14 protein-coding genes and 1 pseudogene are annotated in these 16,550 nt (G+C 71.7%); all 15 read right to left on the bottom strand.

The window, feature by feature from the left end; genetic code table 11:
- A partial coding sequence (locus AC1MIR_RS18150) for an ABC transporter permease (RefSeq protein ID WP_480029601.1) occupies positions 1–1,014 on the bottom strand: 1,014 nt, incomplete at its 3' end.
- On the bottom strand, positions 1,011–2,189 hold the full coding sequence (locus AC1MIR_RS18145; RefSeq protein WP_480029600.1) for an aminotransferase class V-fold PLP-dependent enzyme: 1,179 nt from the start codon (positions 2,187–2,189) through the stop codon (positions 1,011–1,013). The genes AC1MIR_RS18150 and AC1MIR_RS18145, both read right to left, overlap by 4 nt.
- A gap of 4 nt (positions 2,190–2,193) precedes the next feature.
- Positions 2,194–3,186 carry a Gfo/Idh/MocA family protein gene (locus tag AC1MIR_RS18140; RefSeq protein WP_480029599.1) on the bottom strand — a complete coding sequence of 331 codons (993 nt, stop codon included), beginning with the start codon at positions 3,184–3,186 and terminating at the stop codon, positions 2,194–2,196.
- Positions 3,179–4,237 (bottom strand): ABC transporter ATP-binding protein, encoded by a 1,059-nt coding sequence (locus tag AC1MIR_RS18135; RefSeq protein WP_480029598.1) that lies wholly within the window; start codon positions 4,235–4,237, stop codon positions 3,179–3,181. The genes AC1MIR_RS18140 and AC1MIR_RS18135 overlap by 8 nt, the downstream gene beginning before the upstream one ends.
- Positions 4,234–5,256, bottom strand: a complete 1,023-nt coding sequence (locus AC1MIR_RS18130; protein ID WP_480029597.1) for an ABC transporter ATP-binding protein — start codon at positions 5,254–5,256, stop codon at positions 4,234–4,236. Before AC1MIR_RS18130 ends, AC1MIR_RS18135 begins: the two co-directional genes overlap by 4 nt.
- Complete coding sequence (locus AC1MIR_RS18125; RefSeq protein ID WP_480029596.1) at positions 5,253–6,287, bottom strand: Gfo/Idh/MocA family protein; 1,035 nt, start codon at positions 6,285–6,287, stop codon at positions 5,253–5,255. Before AC1MIR_RS18125 ends, AC1MIR_RS18130 begins: the two co-directional genes overlap by 4 nt.
- A 12-nt stretch (positions 6,288–6,299) precedes the next feature.
- Positions 6,300–7,478: a pyridoxal phosphate-dependent aminotransferase gene (locus AC1MIR_RS18120; RefSeq protein WP_480029595.1), complete on the bottom strand. Its 1,179-nt coding sequence runs from the start codon at positions 7,476–7,478 to the stop codon at positions 6,300–6,302.
- Positions 7,478–8,704, bottom strand: coding sequence for an amidohydrolase family protein (locus AC1MIR_RS18115; RefSeq protein ID WP_480029594.1), 1,227 nt, complete (start codon positions 8,702–8,704; stop codon positions 7,478–7,480). Before AC1MIR_RS18115 ends, AC1MIR_RS18120 begins: the two co-directional genes overlap by 1 nt.
- A 9-nt stretch (positions 8,705–8,713) precedes the next feature.
- Positions 8,714–10,144 carry a hypothetical protein gene (locus AC1MIR_RS18110; protein ID WP_480029593.1) on the bottom strand — a complete coding sequence of 477 codons (1,431 nt, stop codon included), beginning with the start codon at positions 10,142–10,144 and terminating at the stop codon, positions 8,714–8,716.
- Between the two features lie 7 nt (positions 10,145–10,151).
- Positions 10,152–11,018, bottom strand: coding sequence for an ABC transporter permease (locus tag AC1MIR_RS18105; RefSeq protein ID WP_480029592.1), 867 nt, complete (start codon positions 11,016–11,018; stop codon positions 10,152–10,154).
- Positions 11,019–11,035: 17 nt separating this feature from the next.
- Positions 11,036–11,968, bottom strand: coding sequence for a nickel ABC transporter permease (gene nikB / locus AC1MIR_RS18100; protein WP_480029591.1), 933 nt, complete (start codon positions 11,966–11,968; stop codon positions 11,036–11,038).
- Positions 11,969–12,003: 35 nt separating this feature from the next.
- Positions 12,004–13,626, bottom strand: a complete 1,623-nt coding sequence (locus AC1MIR_RS18095) for an ABC transporter substrate-binding protein (protein ID WP_480029590.1) — start codon at positions 13,624–13,626, stop codon at positions 12,004–12,006.
- Positions 13,627–13,831: 205 nt separating this feature from the next.
- A complete protein-coding gene (locus AC1MIR_RS18090; protein WP_480029589.1) occupies positions 13,832–14,569 on the bottom strand; it encodes a GntR family transcriptional regulator in 738 nt (245 codons plus the stop codon).
- Positions 14,566–16,287, bottom strand: a complete 1,722-nt coding sequence (locus AC1MIR_RS18085) for a hydantoinase B/oxoprolinase family protein (protein ID WP_480029588.1) — start codon at positions 16,285–16,287, stop codon at positions 14,566–14,568. Before AC1MIR_RS18085 ends, AC1MIR_RS18090 begins: the two co-directional genes overlap by 4 nt.
- Positions 16,284–16,550: pseudogene (locus AC1MIR_RS18080) on the bottom strand (hypothetical protein); the annotation flags it as partial. The gene AC1MIR_RS18085 and the pseudogene AC1MIR_RS18080, both read right to left, overlap by 4 nt.

Here is a 16,550-nt window from a genome sequence, read left to right as displayed (position 1 = left end):
CGCCGCGGCGGCGCCGCGCCCCTCTCCCCCCCCCCCCCCCCCGCCCCCGCGGGGGCCCCCCCCCCCCGGGTCGATCCACAGATAGAGCAGATCCACCGCCAGGTTGATCGCGACAAACAGCGCCGCGATCAGCACGAGGTAGGTCGAGATGACCGGCACATCGGCGGCTGCGACGGATTGCAGGAACAGCAGCCCGAGTCCCGGCCACTGGAAAACCGATTCCGTGATGACCGCGAAGGCGATGACGGAGCCGAGCTGCAGGCCGGTGATGGTCACCACCGGCACCAGCGTGTTGCGCAGCGCGTGGCGCAGATTGACGGCGCGATCCGTGAGGCCGCGCGCGCGGGCGAAACGGATGAAGTCCTTGCGCAGCACCTCCAGCATCTCCGCCCGCACCAGGCGCATCATCATCGCCACCTGGAAGATCGCGATGGTCAGCGCCGGAAGCACGAGCGATCGCCAGCCGCTCGCGGTCAGCAGGCCGGTGCTCCACCAGCCGATCTCGACCGTGTCGCCGCGGCCGAAGCTCGGGAAGATCTCGAAGGTGACGCTGAACATCCAGATCAGCAGCACGCCGGCCAGGAAGGAAGGCATCGAGATGCCGACGAGGGAGATGCCGAGCAACGCCTGCGCACCGGCGCTTCTCCGGCGCAGCGCGGTGAGGATGCCGAGCGGGATGCCGAAGGCCAGCGCCAGGATCATGCCGGCGAAGGCAAGCTCGACGGTTGCCGGCAGGCGATTGATCAGCACGGCCTCGACCGGCTGGCCGAGACGGTAGGAGATGCCGAAATCGCCCGAGGCCAGCCGCATCAGATAGTCGCCGAACTGCACGATCATCGGCTGGTCGAGGCCGAGGTCGCGCCGCACCGCCTCTCGCGCCGCGGCGGTGGAATCGGCGCCGAGGATCGCGACGACGGGATCGCCGAGATAGGTGAACATCACGAAGGCCAACGCGATCACCGCGAGCATCACGATGCAGGCCTGCCAGAGCCGCGAGAGCACGAAGGCGATCATGCGGCCGCAACCCGCGCGAGTGCGGGGCCGGCGGCCTCAGCCAGGCCCGCGTAGTCGGCGAGATCGTTGTAGGCCTGTGCGGAGAGCCGCAGCCACAGCGCTCCGCCCAGCGCCATGACCGGCGCCTCGATGCGCGCGGTGTCCCAGATCGCGTTGCGCAGCGCCGCCGCGGTCGGCCAGTCCGGCGCAATGCCGGCGCGCGCCGGCAGGCGCACCGTGGCCATCGCGGCGAGCATGCCCGGCGGCGCGCCGAGCTCCGTGCCGAGCGCCGCGGCCAGGCGCTGCCCCGCCTCCAAGGCCAACGCGGCGTTGCGGGCGCGCAGCGCCGCGCCGCCGAGCCGTTCGTGCAGCGCGATCGCCTCGGGCACGGTGAGCCAGGCGGAGACATCGCGCGTGCCGGTCTTGTCGAACTCCGCCACGAAGCCTTGGCCATACGCGTGGGAGATGACGGTCGGATGCACCTCCCAAGGCGCGTCGGCGGCGGCGGCGAGGAAGCCTGCGCCCTTCGGGCTGCACAGCCATTTGTGGCAATTGCCGGCATACCAGGTGGCACCGAGCGCCCCGATGTCGAGCGCGATCAGCCCCGGCGCATGCGCGCCGTCCACCAGCACGGGCACGCCCGCGCGGCGCGCCGCGGCGATGATCGGCGTCACCGGCAGCACGGCCGCGGACGGCGAGGCGACGTGGTCCAGCACCAGCAGCCGCGTCCGCTCGCCGATGCGCGAGACAACGGCCTCCACCACCGCCTCCGCCGCGCGCAGCGGCATGCCGAGCGGCGCCTCGATCACTTCGGCGCCGGCGCGCGCGGCATGGTGGCGCAGCGTCTGCCGCACGGCGTTGTAGACGTGGTCCGTCGTCAGGATCTCGTCACCCTGGCGCAGCGGCGCGGAGGCGATCACCGCATTGACCGCGGTCGTCGCATTGTCCACGAAGCCGAGCCGCTCCGGCGCCGCGCCGACGAAGCGCGCGAGCACCGTGGCGGCGTCGCGCAGCAGCCCGCCGAGGTCGTTGATGAAGAAGCGCGAGGGCTGCCGCTCCATCCGCGCCCGCCAGGCCGCCTGCACCTCCAGCAGGGGCAGCGGGCAACCGCCGAAGCCGCCATGGTTGAGATGCCGCGCCCCGGGCTCCAACGCCCAGAGCGACCGCGCCTCCGCCACGGGGATCACGACGGCCATCGGATCAGATCGCCATCGGCGCGCCACGCGCGGCGGAGAGCGGCACGGCCTCGAAGGCCGCGACGCCGTTCAGCAGTTCGGCGGCGGTGACGGGATAGGGCGCACGGCCGACGATGGCCGCAGCGAAGGCTTCCAGCTCGGCGCGCTCGATGTCGAAGGGCGCATAGCGCCGAAGCTGCGTGTCGCCGTTCGTCAGTTCGACCTCCAGCGTCTCGCTGCCGCGGCGCTCGGCTGCGCCTTCGGCCTGCGCGCGGCCCTGCGTGCCGAAGATGGTGATGCGCCACAGCGGTGCCGTCGCCGTGATCGTCAGCAGGGAGGCGACGGCGCCCGAGGCGAGCCGGAAGGTCACCATGGTGGTGTCGTCCATGTCGAAGGCATGCACGCGCTTGGTGGAGACAGCGTAGACCTCCCGGATCGGCCCTGCGAGATGGATGATCGCGTCGATCTGGTGGATGCCCGATCCCGCGAGACCGCCGGCCGGGCTTTCGCCCGACGCGATGCGCCAGTGCCCCGCCGCATAGCGGCCGGCGACGTTGCCGGAGAAATGCGTCTCGACGTGCAGGATGGTGCCGAGCGCGCCGCTGTCCACAAGATGCTTCAGGTCGCGCACCACCGGCAGGAAGCGGCGGTTGAACCCCGCCGCCACGACGATGCCCGCCTTCTCCGCGGCGGCCATCGCCTGCTCCGCGCTTGCGCGTGTCAGCGTCACCGGCTTCTCCACGAAGACCGGCTTGCCGGCCCCGGCGCAGGCCTCGATCTGCGCCGCGTGCTGGGAATGCGGCGTCGCGAGCACGATGCCGGCGATCGCGGGATCGCGCAGCGCCGCGCCGAGTTCCGTGTGCAGCACGAGCCCACGCGCCGCGGCATCGGCCGCCGAGCGCGCCGCGTCGCGCACGATGGCCGCGGCGAAGCGCACCGTGTCGCTGCGCCCCTGGACGGAATCGACGAGCACCTTGCCCCAGCGGCCGAGGCCCGCGATCGCCAGCAAGCTAGCCATGCGTGAATTCCTTCCCTTCGTGGTGCGGCGCCTGGGCATCGACCAACGGCATCAGCGCCGGCGCCTCCTCGGCCCGCCAGCACGCCACCATGGTGCCGCCCGGCGCAGGCGCCAGCGGCGGTTCCTCCGTTCCGCAGCGCGGCAGCGCAATGGGACAGCGCGGCGCGAAGCGGCATCCCGGCGGCGGGTTCAGTGGGCTCGGCACGTCGCCGCTCAGGATGATGCGGCGGCGGCGGCGCTCGATGCGCGGATCGGGCTGCGGCACGGCCGAGAGCAGCGCGCGCGTGTAGGGATGGCCCGGCGCGCGGAACAGCGTGGCCTTGTCGCCGCTTTCGACCACGCGGCCGAGATACATCACGGCGACGGCGTGCGAGATGTGGCGCACCACGTTCATGCCATGGGCGATGAACAGATAGGCGACGCCGAGACGCTCCTGCAACTCCTGCAGCAGGTTCAGGATCTGCGCCTGGATGGAGACGTCGAGCGCGGAGACCGGCTCGTCGCAGACGATCAGGTCGGGTTCGCAGGCCAGCGCGCGGGCGATGCCGATGCGCTGGCGCTGCCCACCGCTGAATTCGTGCGGGAAGCGCGCGGCATAGGCAGGTGAGAGCCCGACCAGCGTGAGCAGCTCCGCGACGCGCGCGCCGATGGCGGCCGTGCCCTGGCGCAGCCCGTGCAGGCGCACCGGCTCTGCGATCGCCGCGCCGACGCTCATGCGCGGATTGAGGCTCGCATAGGGATCCTGGAAGATCAGCTGCACGCGCCGGCGCATGGCGCGCAGCGCATCCGGCGACAGGGAGACGACATCGCGCCCGTCCAAGAGCACCGCGCCGGCGGTCGCCGGGGCGAGGCCGAGGATCGCGCGCCCGACCGTGGTCTTGCCGCAACCGGATTCACCCACGAGCCCGAGCGTCTCGCCGCGCCGGATCGCAAGGCTGACGCCATCCACCGCCTTGACCGTGCCGACCCGCCGCTCGAACACCAGGCCGCGCGTGACCGCGAAATGCACGGCCAGGTCGCGCAGTTCGGCGAGGGGCGCCGGCCCGGTCATGCCGCCGCATCCGCGCGCCGCGGCAGGCCATCGGGGCCGAGGCGGACGTCGTAGTGGCAGGCTGCCGCGCGGGCGCCGCCCTCCAGTGGGCGCAGCGGCGGGCGGCGCGTGCGGCATTCGGGCGTCGCCAGGTCGCAGCGCGGCGCGAAGCGGCAGAGCGCGCCTTCGCCAAGCGGCACCGGCGGGCTGCCGCGGATCGCCGAGAGGCGCCTCGCGCCCTCCTCCTCGAGCCGGGGGATCGAGGCGAGCAAACCCATCGTGTAGGGCATGCGCGGATCGGCGAAGACGTCCTCGGTCGTGCCCTGCTCGACGATGCGGCCGCCATACATCACCGCCACGCGGTCGGCCATGCCGGCGACCACGCCGAGGTCATGGGTGATGATGATCACCGCCATCCCGTGCTCGCGCTGCAGGTCGCGGATCAGTTCCAGGATCTGCGCCTGGATGGTCACGTCGAGCGCGGTGGTGGGTTCGTCGGCGATCAGGAGGCGCGGCTGGCAGGCCATCGCCATCGCGATCATCACGCGCTGCCGCATGCCGCCCGAGAAACGATGCGGGAACTCGGCCAGCCGCTGCTCCGGCGCCGGGATGCCGACCATCGCCAGCAGTTCGGCAGCGCGCCGGCGCGCCGCGGCCGGAGCCATGCCGAGATGCTCCTCCAGCACCTCGGTCAGCTGCCGCCCGATGGTGAGCACGGGGTTCAGCGACGTCATCGGATCCTGGAAGATCATCGCGATCTCCCGCCCGCGCATCGCTCGCAGTTCGTCCGGGCTCATCGCCATGATGTCGCGCCCGTCGAAGCGGATCGCGCCGGCGGCGATACGGCCCGGCGGCGTCGGCACCAGCCGCATCAGCGACAGCGCCGTCACCGACTTGCCGGAGCCGGACTCGCCGACGATCCCGAGCGTCTCGCCGCGGTCGAGCGTGAAGGCCACGTCGTCCACCGCGCGCACCGTCTGCCCCTGCGAGGCGAACTGCACGGAGAGGCCCGAGACCTCGAGCAGCGGCGCCGCGCTCATGCAAGCGCCGCCGGCATGCAGCGCGCCGTCCGATCCGCCACCCGCACCGCGCGTCCCGTCTCCGCGGCCTCGATCGCGGCGAAGCACAGCCCGAGCGTGCGAAGGTGGTCGCGCCCGTCGCAGGGCACCGGACTTCCGGCGCGCAACGCGGCGATGAAGGCGTCCAGCAGCAACGCGCTGTCGTCGCGGAAGGGCTCGCAGGGCTCGAGCGGCACGGCGGTCGGCTCGGCATCGGCGCGGCGCGCGGTGGCCAGATCGTCGAACAGCGCGCGCTGCAGGATCACCCCGTCGGGGCAGTCGGTGCGCCAGAGGAATTGCAGTCGGTCCCACCCGCCGGTCCAGGTGCCGAGATAGGACACCTCCAGCCCGCCCTCCATCGTCAGGTGGCAGGCGATGTTGCTGTCATGCGCGTACATGCTCCAGGCCGGATTCCAGCTGCGGCAGGAGACGGCCTCGACCTCGCGGCCATAGACGAAGCGCAGCAGGTCCAGGTGGTGCACGCTCTGCTCCAGCATCATCGGATGGCGCATCGTGAGCGGGTACTTGTTGAGACGCGGCGCGCGGCCGTCGCGGTTGCGCTGGTAGGTCATCTGCGCGAAGCCGGGGGCGCCGAGGTCGCCCGCTTCCAGCAGAGCCCGCTTTGCGCGCGTGACGGCAAGGTATCGAAAATTCAGCCCGACGCTGAGCGGCACGCGATGCAGCGCGGCAAGCCGCACGATCTCGTTCGCCTCGGCCGGATCGAGCGAGAGCGGCTTCTCGGCCAGCACCGGCAGCCCCGCGGCGAAGCAGGCGCGGCATTGTGCGAGATGCCCCTCCGGCGGCGTGGCAAGCAGCACGGCGTCGGCGCGCACCGCGTCGAGCGCCGCCTCCAACGAGGGGAAATGCGGCGCCTCCGGCACGGTCTCGCGCAGGTGCGCGAGACGCTGCGCGTCGGGATCCACCAGCGCGGCGATCCGCACCCCGGGATGTGCGGCGAGGATCGCGGCCCATTGCCCGCCGCGATTGCCGAGACCCGCCAGGATGAAGCGCATCGCCGCCATGCGTCAGGCGGCCCGCAGCCTGTTGCCCGCCGCTTCGATGCGCGCGAAGGCCTCCTCGATCCGTGGCAGCGGCTGCAGGAGGCTCAGGCGGATGTGGCGATCCTCGGGGTCGGCGAAGAGCGCGCCGGGAAAGACGAGCACACGCGCCTCCCGGAGCAGCGCCTCGCAGAAGGCCGGCGCGGCCATGCCGGAGGAGGAGACATCGGCATAGACATAGAAGGCCCCGCCCGGATGGCCGTAGCGGAAGCCGAGCCGGTCCAGCCAGCGCATCGTCGCCGCGCGGCGCTCCGCATAGGCCGCGATCATCGCACGCACCTCGTCCTGCGGGCCGGTGAGCGCGGCCAGCGCGGCGTGCTGCGACGGCGTCGCGGCGTTGATGGACAGCGTGTGCCGCGGCTCGATCATGCGGGCGATCGCGTCCTCCGGCCCGGCGAGATAGCCGACGCGCCAGCCCGTCATCGCATAGGTCTTGGAGAAGCCGTTCAGCGTGATCGTCCGCTGCTTCATCCCCGGCAGCGTGGCGATGGAGAGATGCTCGGATCCCTCGAAGACGATCTCGGCGTAGATCTCGTCCGCGATCACGATCAGGTCGTGCCGTTGCGCGATCCGCGCGATCTCGCGCACCATCCCCGGGGGGGTGACGGCGCCGGTCGGGTTGTTCGGGCTGATCAGCACCAGCGCCTTGCTGCGCGGCGTGATGCGCGCCTCGATCTCCGCCGGCAGGATGGCGAAGTCCTCCGCGTCGCGCGTCGGCACGTCCACCACGACGCCGCCGCACATCGCCACGGCGGTGTCGTAGGAGGTGAAGCGCGGGCGGGGGATCAGCACCTCGTCCCCGGGCTCGACCAGGGCGAGCATGGCGAGCATCAGGGCCTCCTGCGCGCCGGCGGTGACGATCACCTCGGAGGCCGCGTAATCCAGGCCGAAGCGCGCGCGCAGATGCGCCGCGATCGCCTGGCGCAGCGCCGGGATGCCGGCGGGCGGGGTGTAGTGGTGCTCGTTCGCCTCGATGGCGCGGATCGCGGCCTGCACGACGTGGCGCGGCGTGTGGAAGTCGGGATCGCCCCGCCCCATGGCGATGACATCGGGCAGCCCGGCGGCCATGGCGAGCAGGCGCGAGCGCCAGCTCTCATCCACCTGGCGGATGCGGCCCGACATGCGGGCCAGCAGCGGCGAGGGCATCAGGCCATCCTCCTGCCGTCCACGAAGGTCATCCTCACCTCCCCGATCGCCGCGATGTCGGCGCGCGGGTCGCCCGCCACCACGATCACGTCGGCGGCCTTGCCGGCCTCGAGCGTGCCGAGGCGGTCCTGCATCCGGTTGAGCGCGGCGGCGACCGCGGTGGCGCTGCGGATCGCGTCGTAGTTGTCGCGCTTGACGCCGACCTTGACCATGAAGGCCATCTCCGGCGCGATCACCGCATGCCCGACGGCGGGGCTGCCGCAATCGGTGCCGAAGGCGATGGTCACGCCCGCTTCGGCGGCCCTGCGCAGCCCCTCGTAGCGGGCGGGGTTGGCGATGGCCTTCTGCCGCTCGGCGATCTTCCACTCGGGGATGTTGAACTTCCGTGCGATCTCCGGCTGGCTCTGCTGCACCAGCGGCGCGAAGGTGGTCACGACCGGCACCTTGCGATCCAGCAGCAGGCCGATCGTCTCCTCGCTCATCGCGCCGCCATGCTCGACCACGTCGATCCCGAAGCGCAGCACGCGGTTGATGGCGGCGTCGAAGGTGGCGTGCGCCGTGATGGGCAGGCCGTTCCGATGGGCCTCGTCGATGACGGCGTGCAGCTCCTCGTCGGTGAATTCCAGGCGGTCATGGCAGGCCATGATCTTGATGAAGTCGGCGCCGCCGCGCACCTGCTCGCGCACGGCGCGGCGCATCTCGTCCGCGCCGGACGCCTCCCGGCAGCACCAGTAGGTGTGCCCCCCGGTCTGCACGATGGCGGCGCCGCAGACGATCAGTCGCGGCCCCGGGAAGATGCCCTGCGCTACCGCCTGCTTGGCGAAGAGGTTGGACCGGTTGACGCCGAGGTCGCGGAAGGTGGTGACGCCGGCGCGCAGGTTCACCAGCATGTTGCCGGCGCATTTGAAGGCGGCGATCTCCGGCGCGTCGTGCATCGACTGGTTCGCCAGGTCGTGCACGCCGTCCCAGGCGAGATGGCCGTGGTTCTGGAACAGGCCCGGCAGGATGGTGCCGCCCGTCTCCAGCGCCTCCGCCGCGCGGCTGCCGAGGCCGGCGCGCGGCCCGACGGCGAGGATGCGGCCCTCCGCGAATTCCACGAAGCCGTCCTCGATCGCCTCGTCGTCGCGGCAGGTCAGCACGCGGCCGAGCAGGATGCGGTGCTCCTGCGGCGTCTCGATCATCGGGCGGATGATCTTCTGGAAGCGCCAGGGCGCCTGTTCGGGCATGGCCTCCTCCTATGGCGTCGGCGTGCGGAAGCCGAGTTCCTCCAGCGCGGCAGCGCCGCCGCCGAGGTTCTCAAGCCGCATCGAAGCGTAGTTCGGCGAATAGACCACGCCCTTGCCGCCGGCGCCGAAAGTGGCGAGGACGCTGCGGCGCACGATGTCGGGCGTGCAGCGCGCCTGGTCGGCGCGCGAGCGCGGCGCATCCACGCCGATGCCCATGTAGACATCCGCCTTGCCCGCCACGCCGCGCACCGCGTCGGCGCACTGCCCGAAGACGTAGCTGTCGGGGTCCATGCCCTCCTGCACCACGCTCTCCGCCGGCGCTTCCTTCAGGCCGAGGATCGCGTACATCGCCGGCACGAAGTCCGCGACGGAGAAATCGCGCAGGATGGTCGCGCCGAAGCCTTCCATCTCCTTCAGGAACACGCCGCCGGCCTGGTGCTGGTAGGTGATCGGCTTCACCCAGTCGCACCAGTCGGTCTGCTCCTCCCACGCCCACTGCGCCTTGCGGATCGGGTTGAAGTGGTTGCGGTTCCAGACATTCAACCCGAAGGAGAGCTTCGGGTCGCAGTATTTGACGATGCCGAAGAGCTCCGCATCCAGCGCCTTGCTGCGCTCCAGCCAGAAGCGTTCCCAGAGCAGCACTTCCGGGTTGCGCAGCAGCACGCGCAGGAAGCCGAGGAACGCGCCGTCCACGAAGGGCGCGCCGGCGCGCGAAGCCTGGAAGAACTGCCAGACCTCGCGGAAGGCGATTCGCACGCGCTCCACATCGATGCCGCGCTCCGCGGCCTCGTGCCGGCAGGCGGGGCAGAAGCAGCCGGGCGCCTCGCCCTGCATCATGCGATCCAGCGGCGAGTGGCGTTCGTTGCACCACATGATGCCGTCGATGTCGTATTCGCGGCAGTGCTCCTCGATCAGGCCGCGCCAGAACAGGCGGTAGTCGGGGTTGGAGGTGCAGGGCTCCGGCCCCAGCCTGCCGTGCAGGTCCACTTCCAGGCACTGGGCCAGGTTAGGGATCTCCGTCGGGATGGTGCGCGTCTTCGGGCCGCGGAACAGCGGCTCCATCAGCTCCGGCACGACGCGCATGCCGCGGGCGCGCGCGGCGGGGATGACGAGGTCGAGGATGTCCTTGCCGGCGAAGGCATCCTCGCGCGTGCGGAAATCGTCGATCAGCGTGCGGCGGTAGTAGCTCCTGCGGTGGTTCAGGTAGCCGCCGCCCTTCAGGGGATAGGGCGCGCCGACGCCGTGGTCGGGCCAGCCGTCGAGCCCCGCCACCACGCTGCGCCCCACCTTCAGCGCCAGCCAGGAGACGGTGCCGACCATGACCGTGTTGATGCCGAAGCGGCCCTGCAGCCGGTCGAGCAACGGCTCCACCCCTTCGTCGAGGAAGGAGACCGGGCTCATCTGGATGCCGACCATCGGCGTGGGCAGGGGCTGTGCCATGGCGTCGTTACCCATCCACCCGCATGCGCGGATCGAGCGCTGAGCGCAGGCCGTCGCCGACCAGGTTGCAGGCGACGACGACCGAGAGGATCGCGATGCCGGGGAAGGTCGAGATCCACCAGGCGCGGCGCAGCACGTCGCGCCCCTCGGCCGACATCAGCCCCCATTCCGGCGTCGGCGGCTGCGCGCCGAGGCCGAGGAAGGACAGGCCCGAGCCCACCAGGATCGCATTGCCCACCTGCAGCGTGGAGAGCACGACGATCGGCGCGTAGCAGTTGGCCAGCACATGGCGCAGCATGATCCGCCCCGGCGGATTGCCGAGCACGCGCGCCGCCTCGACATAGGGAAGGCGCTTGACACCGAGGACGCTGCCGCGCGTGAGCCGCGCATAGAGCGGGATGGTGCCGATGCCGACCGCGATCATCACATTGGGCAGGCTCGGACCCAGCGCCGCGATGATCACCAGCGCCAGCAGGATCGACGGGAAGGCCAGCAGCGCATCCACGAAGCGGGAGATGACGCTGTCCACCCAGCCACCCGCATAGCCCGCGACGAGGCCGAGCAGCACGCCGGGCACCGCGCCGAGCCCGACCGAGATCAGCCCGAGCTGCAACGACACCTGCGAGCCGACCAGGACGCGGCTCAGCACGTCGCGGCCGAGCGTGTCGGTGCCCAGGAGGAAGTCGCCGGACGGCGGCTGGCGCGCGCGCCCGACCGTCTCGACCGGGTCATAGGGAGCGACGAGCGGGCCGAGCAGGGCGACCACGCACCAGAACGCCAGCACGCCGAGCCCGATCACCGCACCGCGGTTGCGCAGGAAACGCGCCACCGCGCGGGCGCGCGCCGAGGCGACCTCCGGGACCTCCTCCTCCATGGATGGCGCGCCGGCGCTCACGCGGCGTAGCGGATGCGCGGGTCGAGCCAGGCGTAGAGGATGTCCACCGCCAGGTTCACCGCGAGATAGACGACCGACAGGAACAGCACGCAGCCCTGCACCAGCGGATAGTCCTTCGAGAGGATCGCCGCCACCACCAGCCGCCCGACGCCGGGGCGCGAGAACACGGTCTCCGTCACCACCGCGCCGGCCAGCATGCCGCCGAAGATCAGCCCGATCATCGTCACCACCGGGATCAGCGCGTTCTTCAGCCCGTGGCGCCACAGCACCAGCCTTTCGCTGAGCCCCTTGGCGCGGCTGGTGCGGATGTAGTCCTCGCCCAGCACCTCGATCATCGAGGACCGCACGAGCCTGCTGATCAGCCCTGCCGAGACGAAGCCGAGCGTTATCGCCGGCAGCACCAGCGCGGACCAGTCCTCCGCGCCGGCCGGCGGCGCCCAGCCGAGGTTGAAGGAGAAGACGAGGATCAGGATCAGGCCGAACCAGAAGATCGGCATCGAGGCGCCGGCATAGGCCAGCGCCATCGCCGCCGTGTCCACCCAGGAATTCTGCCGTACCGCCGCCAGCATGCCGAGCGGCAGCCCGATCAGCACCGAGACCACCAGGCCGGACAGCGCAAGTTCCAACGTGTAGCCGAACCGCTCCAGGATCAGGCCGGTCACCGGCGTCCGGAAGCGGATGGATTCGCCGAGATCGCCGATCAGGGCGTTGCCGGCAAAGCGCAGATATTGCACCGGCAGCGGGTCGTTCAGCCCCATCTGCTGGCGCAGTTCCTCGAGGCGCTCGGGCGGCGCGCCGCCCTCGGCGCCCTGCAGCATCAGCTGCGCGGGATCGCCCGGCAGCGCGTGCATCACGCCGAAGACGATCAGCGAGATCAGGAACAGCACGGGGCCGAGCTGCAGCACCCGCCCCGCGACATAGCGCCCCAAGCCCGCCTCCCCCCTGCGCGCTCAGGCCCGGCCGGTCACGATTGCAGCCAGGTCGAGTGCAGGAAGAACCAGTTGCCCTCGGCCCCCATCTTGAAGTCCTGCACGCGCGGCTGCATCGCCACCAGCACCGGCTGGCTCAGCGTCGGCAGAGTCAGCGCGTTCTCCATGATGATGCGCTGCGCGTCGCGCGCGACGTTGCAGCGGTCATCGGCGGAGGGCAGCGAGCGGAGCTGGTTCAGCAGCCCGTCGAGCCGCGCATCGGCGAAGCCGGTCCAGGCCCATCCGCCCGGGCGGTCCCAGCGCGAGTTCCAGACCTGGTCCAGGATCAGCGGATCGGGCGAGCGCTGGCGCAGGAAGATCAGGTCGAAGTCGCGGCGGTTCACGCGGTCCAGCTGGATCGGCCCCGGCACCTGCTCGACCTGGAGGTCGATGCCGACGCGGCGGTACTGCGCCTGCACCGCCTCGCCGATCTCGCGGTGATGGATGGTGGTCCAGCGGATGCGCAGCGGCGTGCCGTCCGCCACGCCCTCGACGCCGCGCGCCTGGCGGAACTGCTGGCCCGGCACGACGCGCCATCCGGCCTCGTCCAGCAAACGCCGGGCGCGGTCGAGATCGGTGCGGTACATGTCCGTCGCGCCCGGCCAGAAGCAGTTGTGGACGTTGTCGAGCGGACCGTCGGAGGCGATGTAGGCGCCGTCATAGAGCAGGTCGTTGATCGCCTTGGAATCGCGCGCGAAGAGCAGCGCCTGGCGCACGCGCAGGTCGTTCAGCGGCGGGCGGCGGATGTTCATCACCTGCTGCAGGCCCGTGCCGGCCTGGCCAAGCGAGAGGAAGCGGAAGTTCGACCGGCCCTTGTAGATCTCGATCGCCGCGGGCGTCAGCGAGAAGCCGACCTGCGCCGCGCCGGCGCGCACCGCCTCGTTCAGCACCGCATTCTCGCCGATGAAGCGGATGGTCACCTGCTCCAGCCGCGCCGGGCCCTGATGCGCCGCCGCGCCGTTCCAGCCGCCATAGCCGGGCCAGCGGCGGAACACGATCCGGTCGTTCTTCACCCAGTCGCCCAGCGTGAAGGGGCCGGCGCCGACCAGGTTGCGCTGGAATTCCTGCAGGCCGTGCCGTTCCGCCGCGGTCGGCGACCAGATCGGCGTGCGCCGCAGCGCATCGAGCAGCGTGACCCAGGGCGTGTCGTAGTTCAGCCGCACCGTCAGGTCGTCGATCACGTCGATCCGCGCCACGGGCCCGACATCGCTGGCGAGCTGCTTCGACGCCGTCGCCGGGGCCAGGATGCGCTCGATGTTGTACTTCACCGCAGCGGCGTTGAACGGCGTGCCGTCCTGGAAGGTGACGCCGGGGCGCAGCCGGAAGGTCCAGCTGCGACCATCCGGCGTGGACTCCCATGACAGCGCGAGCGCCGGCTTGTAGCGGCCGTCGCCGTCCAGCACGACCAGCGGGTCGGCGACGAAGGAGTTCAGCAGCCAGGTGGACTGGAACGGGTCGATATGCCCGTCGAGCGAGGCGGGCTCCTGGTTGGCGGGGAAGACGATGACGAGATTGCCGCCCGCCACCGGCGTCTGCGCCGTCGCGGCCCGAGGAGACAGCCCACTGCCGAGGCCGGCGGCCACGCCGCCGAGCGCCAGGGCGAGATCCCTACGCTTCATGTGTCTTCTCCACCTCTCCCGCAGGAACGCTGATCGGTGGCGCGCCGAGCGGCCGCACCGCCGTCGTGTTCTCCAGGTCGTATAACAATTAGCTAGTCTTGCGGAGTCAAGCGCGCTGCGCGCGGTGCGCTGCGCCGTGCCGCAGGCTGTTGCGCGAAAGCGCGGCAACGGTGCCGCGCCATTGGGCTTCGTGCCGCGCAGCCGGTCAGACGGCGATCTGCAGCCGGCGGCGGCCGCCGCGCGCCTTCGATCGCGCCACCTGCAGGAAGTGGTCCTCGATGGCGCGGCGCAGTCCCTCCTCGCTGCCCGGCTGGCGGATCTGCGCCAGGATCACGTCGCGCAGCGCGGCATGCTGGCGCACGACGGCGGCGAGGTCGTTGTCGCGGTAGTCGCCGAGCGAGAAGATGATGACCACATGCCGGGCGATGGCGTCCCACAGCGCGCCGGCCACCTCGTTCTCCGCGGCGCGGCGGATGGCGCGGTGGAATTCGAGGTCGGCGCGCAGCGAGGCGCGCGCGTCGCCCAGATGGGCCGCCGCCTCCATGCCGCGCAGCGCCGCGTCCCGCCCGGCCGGGCTGCCGCGGCCGGCGCGCCAGGCGGCGATGGCGTCGCGCAGCAGGAAGGTCTCCAGCATCACGCGGACCTCCAGCACCTTCGCGATGGTCGGCGGTCCGAACTCGACCACGCGGTAGCCGCGATGCCGCTCACCCGCCAGGATGCCCTGCGCGGCGAGCACCTTCAGCGCCTCGCGCGTCGGCACGCGGCTGACGCCGAGGCGCTCGGCCAGCGCGGTCTCCACCACGCGCTCGCCCGGTCGCAGATGGCCGGTGGCGATCGCCTCCGCCACGGTGTCCGCGATGGACTGCGCGAGGGAGGTGCGCTCGGGCTGCGGGAAGGGATCGGGCGCCGGCAGTTCGGCCGCCACCCGGGCGGGGCGCCTCAAGGCGCGGCCTCCAGCGCCTGCGCGACCATCGCCACGCCGTAGTCGCGCTCGGCCGCGGCGCGGCTGACCTTGCCTTCGCGCAGATCGGCCGCGAGGCGGGCGATCGGGCGTTCCGCCGGCAGGCCGAAGCCGCCGCCGCCGAGCGTCTCCACCCGGATCGTCTCGCCCGCCCGCAGCACGAGGCCTGAGGCCTTGGAGTGCAGCGCCTCCTCCCCCGCCTTCCCGGGGTTGCGCAGCACGCGCGTGACGTTCGAGGGCTTGCCGCCCGCGGCGCCCGGCGCGGCGATGACATGCGCGTCGGAGCGCAGCGAGAACACCGTGCCGTTCTCCAGGATGCGGAGCTGGCGGGCGATGCCGAGGCCGCCGCGGTGCCGACCCGCGCCGCCGCTGTCCGGCACCAGCGCGTATTCGTCCACCAGCAGCGGGTATTCCAGCTCCAGCGCCTCGATCGGCAGGTTGGTGGAATTCACCGTGTGCACATGCACCGCATCCATGCCGTCGCGATCGGCGAAGGCGCCGGCGCCGCCACCGATGCTCTCGGGATAGACATAGGTGGTCTGCCGCCGCGGATGCCAGCCGGAGATCGAGGTGGCGGAGGTGGAATCGTTGCAGCTCGCCATCCGCCGCGCCTCCGGCAGCGCCTGGAACAGCGCGCCGAACACCGCGCCGCAAAGCCGGTTGGAGGTGACGGCGCGCGCCGCCACCGCCGCCGGCGGGCGCGGGCCGACGATGCTGCCCATCGGCGTGGTGATGCGGATCGGGTCGATCGCCCCCTGGTTCGGCATCAGACCCGGGTCCAGCACCGCCTTCACGCAGTAATAGACCGATGCCTTCAGCGCGCTGTCCGGCAGGTTGATCGCCCCCCGCGCCTCCGGCCCCGAGCCGGTGAAGTCGAGCTCCAGCGTCTCGCCGGCGATGCGCGCGGTGCAGAGGATCGGCACCGGATCGCCGGGGAAGCCGTCATCGTCCATCGCGCGCTCGAAGTGATACTCGCCATCGGGCAGCGCGGCGATGCGGTTGGCCAGGCGCTGGCCGGTATAGGCCAGGATGTCCTCGATCGCCTGTTCCACCGCCGGCCAGCCCATGCGCCCCACCAGCGCCTGCAGCATCGCGCCGCCGCGCTGGTTCGTGCCGATCTGGGTGCGCAGGTCCAGCACGCGCTCCTCCGGGTCGCGCGTGTTGTGCGCGATCAGCCAGAGCAGATCCTCGTCCACCGTGCCGCCGCGCGCGATGCGGATCACCGGAAGGCGCAGCCCTTCCTCGTAGATCGAGCGCGAGGAGCCGGAGGTGCTGCCCGGCGTGCGACCGCCGAAATCGGCGTGATGGGCGATGTTGCCTGCGAAGAATCGCACCACGCCGTCGCAATGCACCGGCGTGATGATCGAGACGTCCGGCAGGTGGCTGCCGCCGGCGAGATAGGGGTCGTTGCAGATGAAGGCGTCGCCCGGCGCCATGTCCTCCAGCCTGTAGCGGGCCAGGATCGTCTCCACCGCGCCGATCATGGCGCCGAGATGGATCGGGATGTGGTCCGCCTGCGCCACCAGCCGGCCGCGCGCGTCGAACACCGCGGTGGAGGCGTCCTTGCGCTCCTTGATGTTGGAGGAGAAGGAGGAGCGGATGAGGATGGAGCCCATGTCCTCCGCGATCGCCAGCAGGCGGTTGGAGAACACCTCCATCGCCACCGGGTCGGCGAGCCGTGCCGCGCGCATTCCGCTCATGGCCGCACCTCCACCACGATGTTGCCGAAGGCGTCCACGCTGGCCGTCTGGCCGGGCAGCAGCAGCAGCGTCGCGCTCATCTCGTTGACGATGGCCGGGCCGGCGAAGGGCACGCCGACCGGCAGCGAGTCCCTCGCATAGACATCGGCATCGGCCCAGCCCGTCGCCGGGTCCACATAGACCGGCCGGGGCCGGCCGCGCCGCCCCCCGCCGGCGCGGGGCCGGGCCCCGCCGCCCCGGCGCCCCCCCCGCCCCCCCGCCGC

This window comes from Falsiroseomonas sp. RANM36, from assembly GCF_056682175.1.
Note: the sequence above shows the minus strand (reverse complement) of the source record. Positions and strands in the feature narration are given on the sequence as shown.

Bases quoted from the DNA above. Each gene is read 5' to 3' on its own strand.
- AC1MIR_RS18085 (WP_480029588.1), bottom strand. From the start codon at position 16,287: ATGAGCGGAATGCGCGCGGCACGGCTCGCCGACCCGGTGGCGATGGAG.
- AC1MIR_RS18105 (WP_480029592.1), bottom strand. From the start codon at position 11,018: ATGGAGGAGGAGGTCCCGGAGGTCGCCTCGGCGCGCGCCCGCGCGGTG.
- AC1MIR_RS18125 (WP_480029596.1), bottom strand. From the start codon at position 6,287: ATGCGCTTCATCCTGGCGGGTCTCGGCAATCGCGGCGGGCAATGGGCC.
- AC1MIR_RS18140 (WP_480029599.1), bottom strand. From the start codon at position 3,186: ATGGCTAGCTTGCTGGCGATCGCGGGCCTCGGCCGCTGGGGCAAGGTG.
- AC1MIR_RS18135 (WP_480029598.1), bottom strand. From the start codon at position 4,237: ATGACCGGGCCGGCGCCCCTCGCCGAACTGCGCGACCTGGCCGTGCAT.
- AC1MIR_RS18110 (WP_480029593.1), bottom strand. From the start codon at position 10,144: ATGGCACAGCCCCTGCCCACGCCGATGGTCGGCATCCAGATGAGCCCG.
- AC1MIR_RS18130 (WP_480029597.1), bottom strand. From the start codon at position 5,256: ATGAGCGCGGCGCCGCTGCTCGAGGTCTCGGGCCTCTCCGTGCAGTTC.
- AC1MIR_RS18115 (WP_480029594.1), bottom strand. From the start codon at position 8,704: ATGCCCGAACAGGCGCCCTGGCGCTTCCAGAAGATCATCCGCCCGATG.
- AC1MIR_RS18145 (WP_480029600.1), bottom strand. From the start codon at position 2,189: ATGGCCGTCGTGATCCCCGTGGCGGAGGCGCGGTCGCTCTGGGCGTTG.
- AC1MIR_RS18120 (WP_480029595.1), bottom strand. From the start codon at position 7,478: ATGCCCTCGCCGCTGCTGGCCCGCATGTCGGGCCGCATCCGCCAGGTG.
- AC1MIR_RS18095 (WP_480029590.1), bottom strand. From the start codon at position 13,626: ATGAAGCGTAGGGATCTCGCCCTGGCGCTCGGCGGCGTGGCCGCCGGC.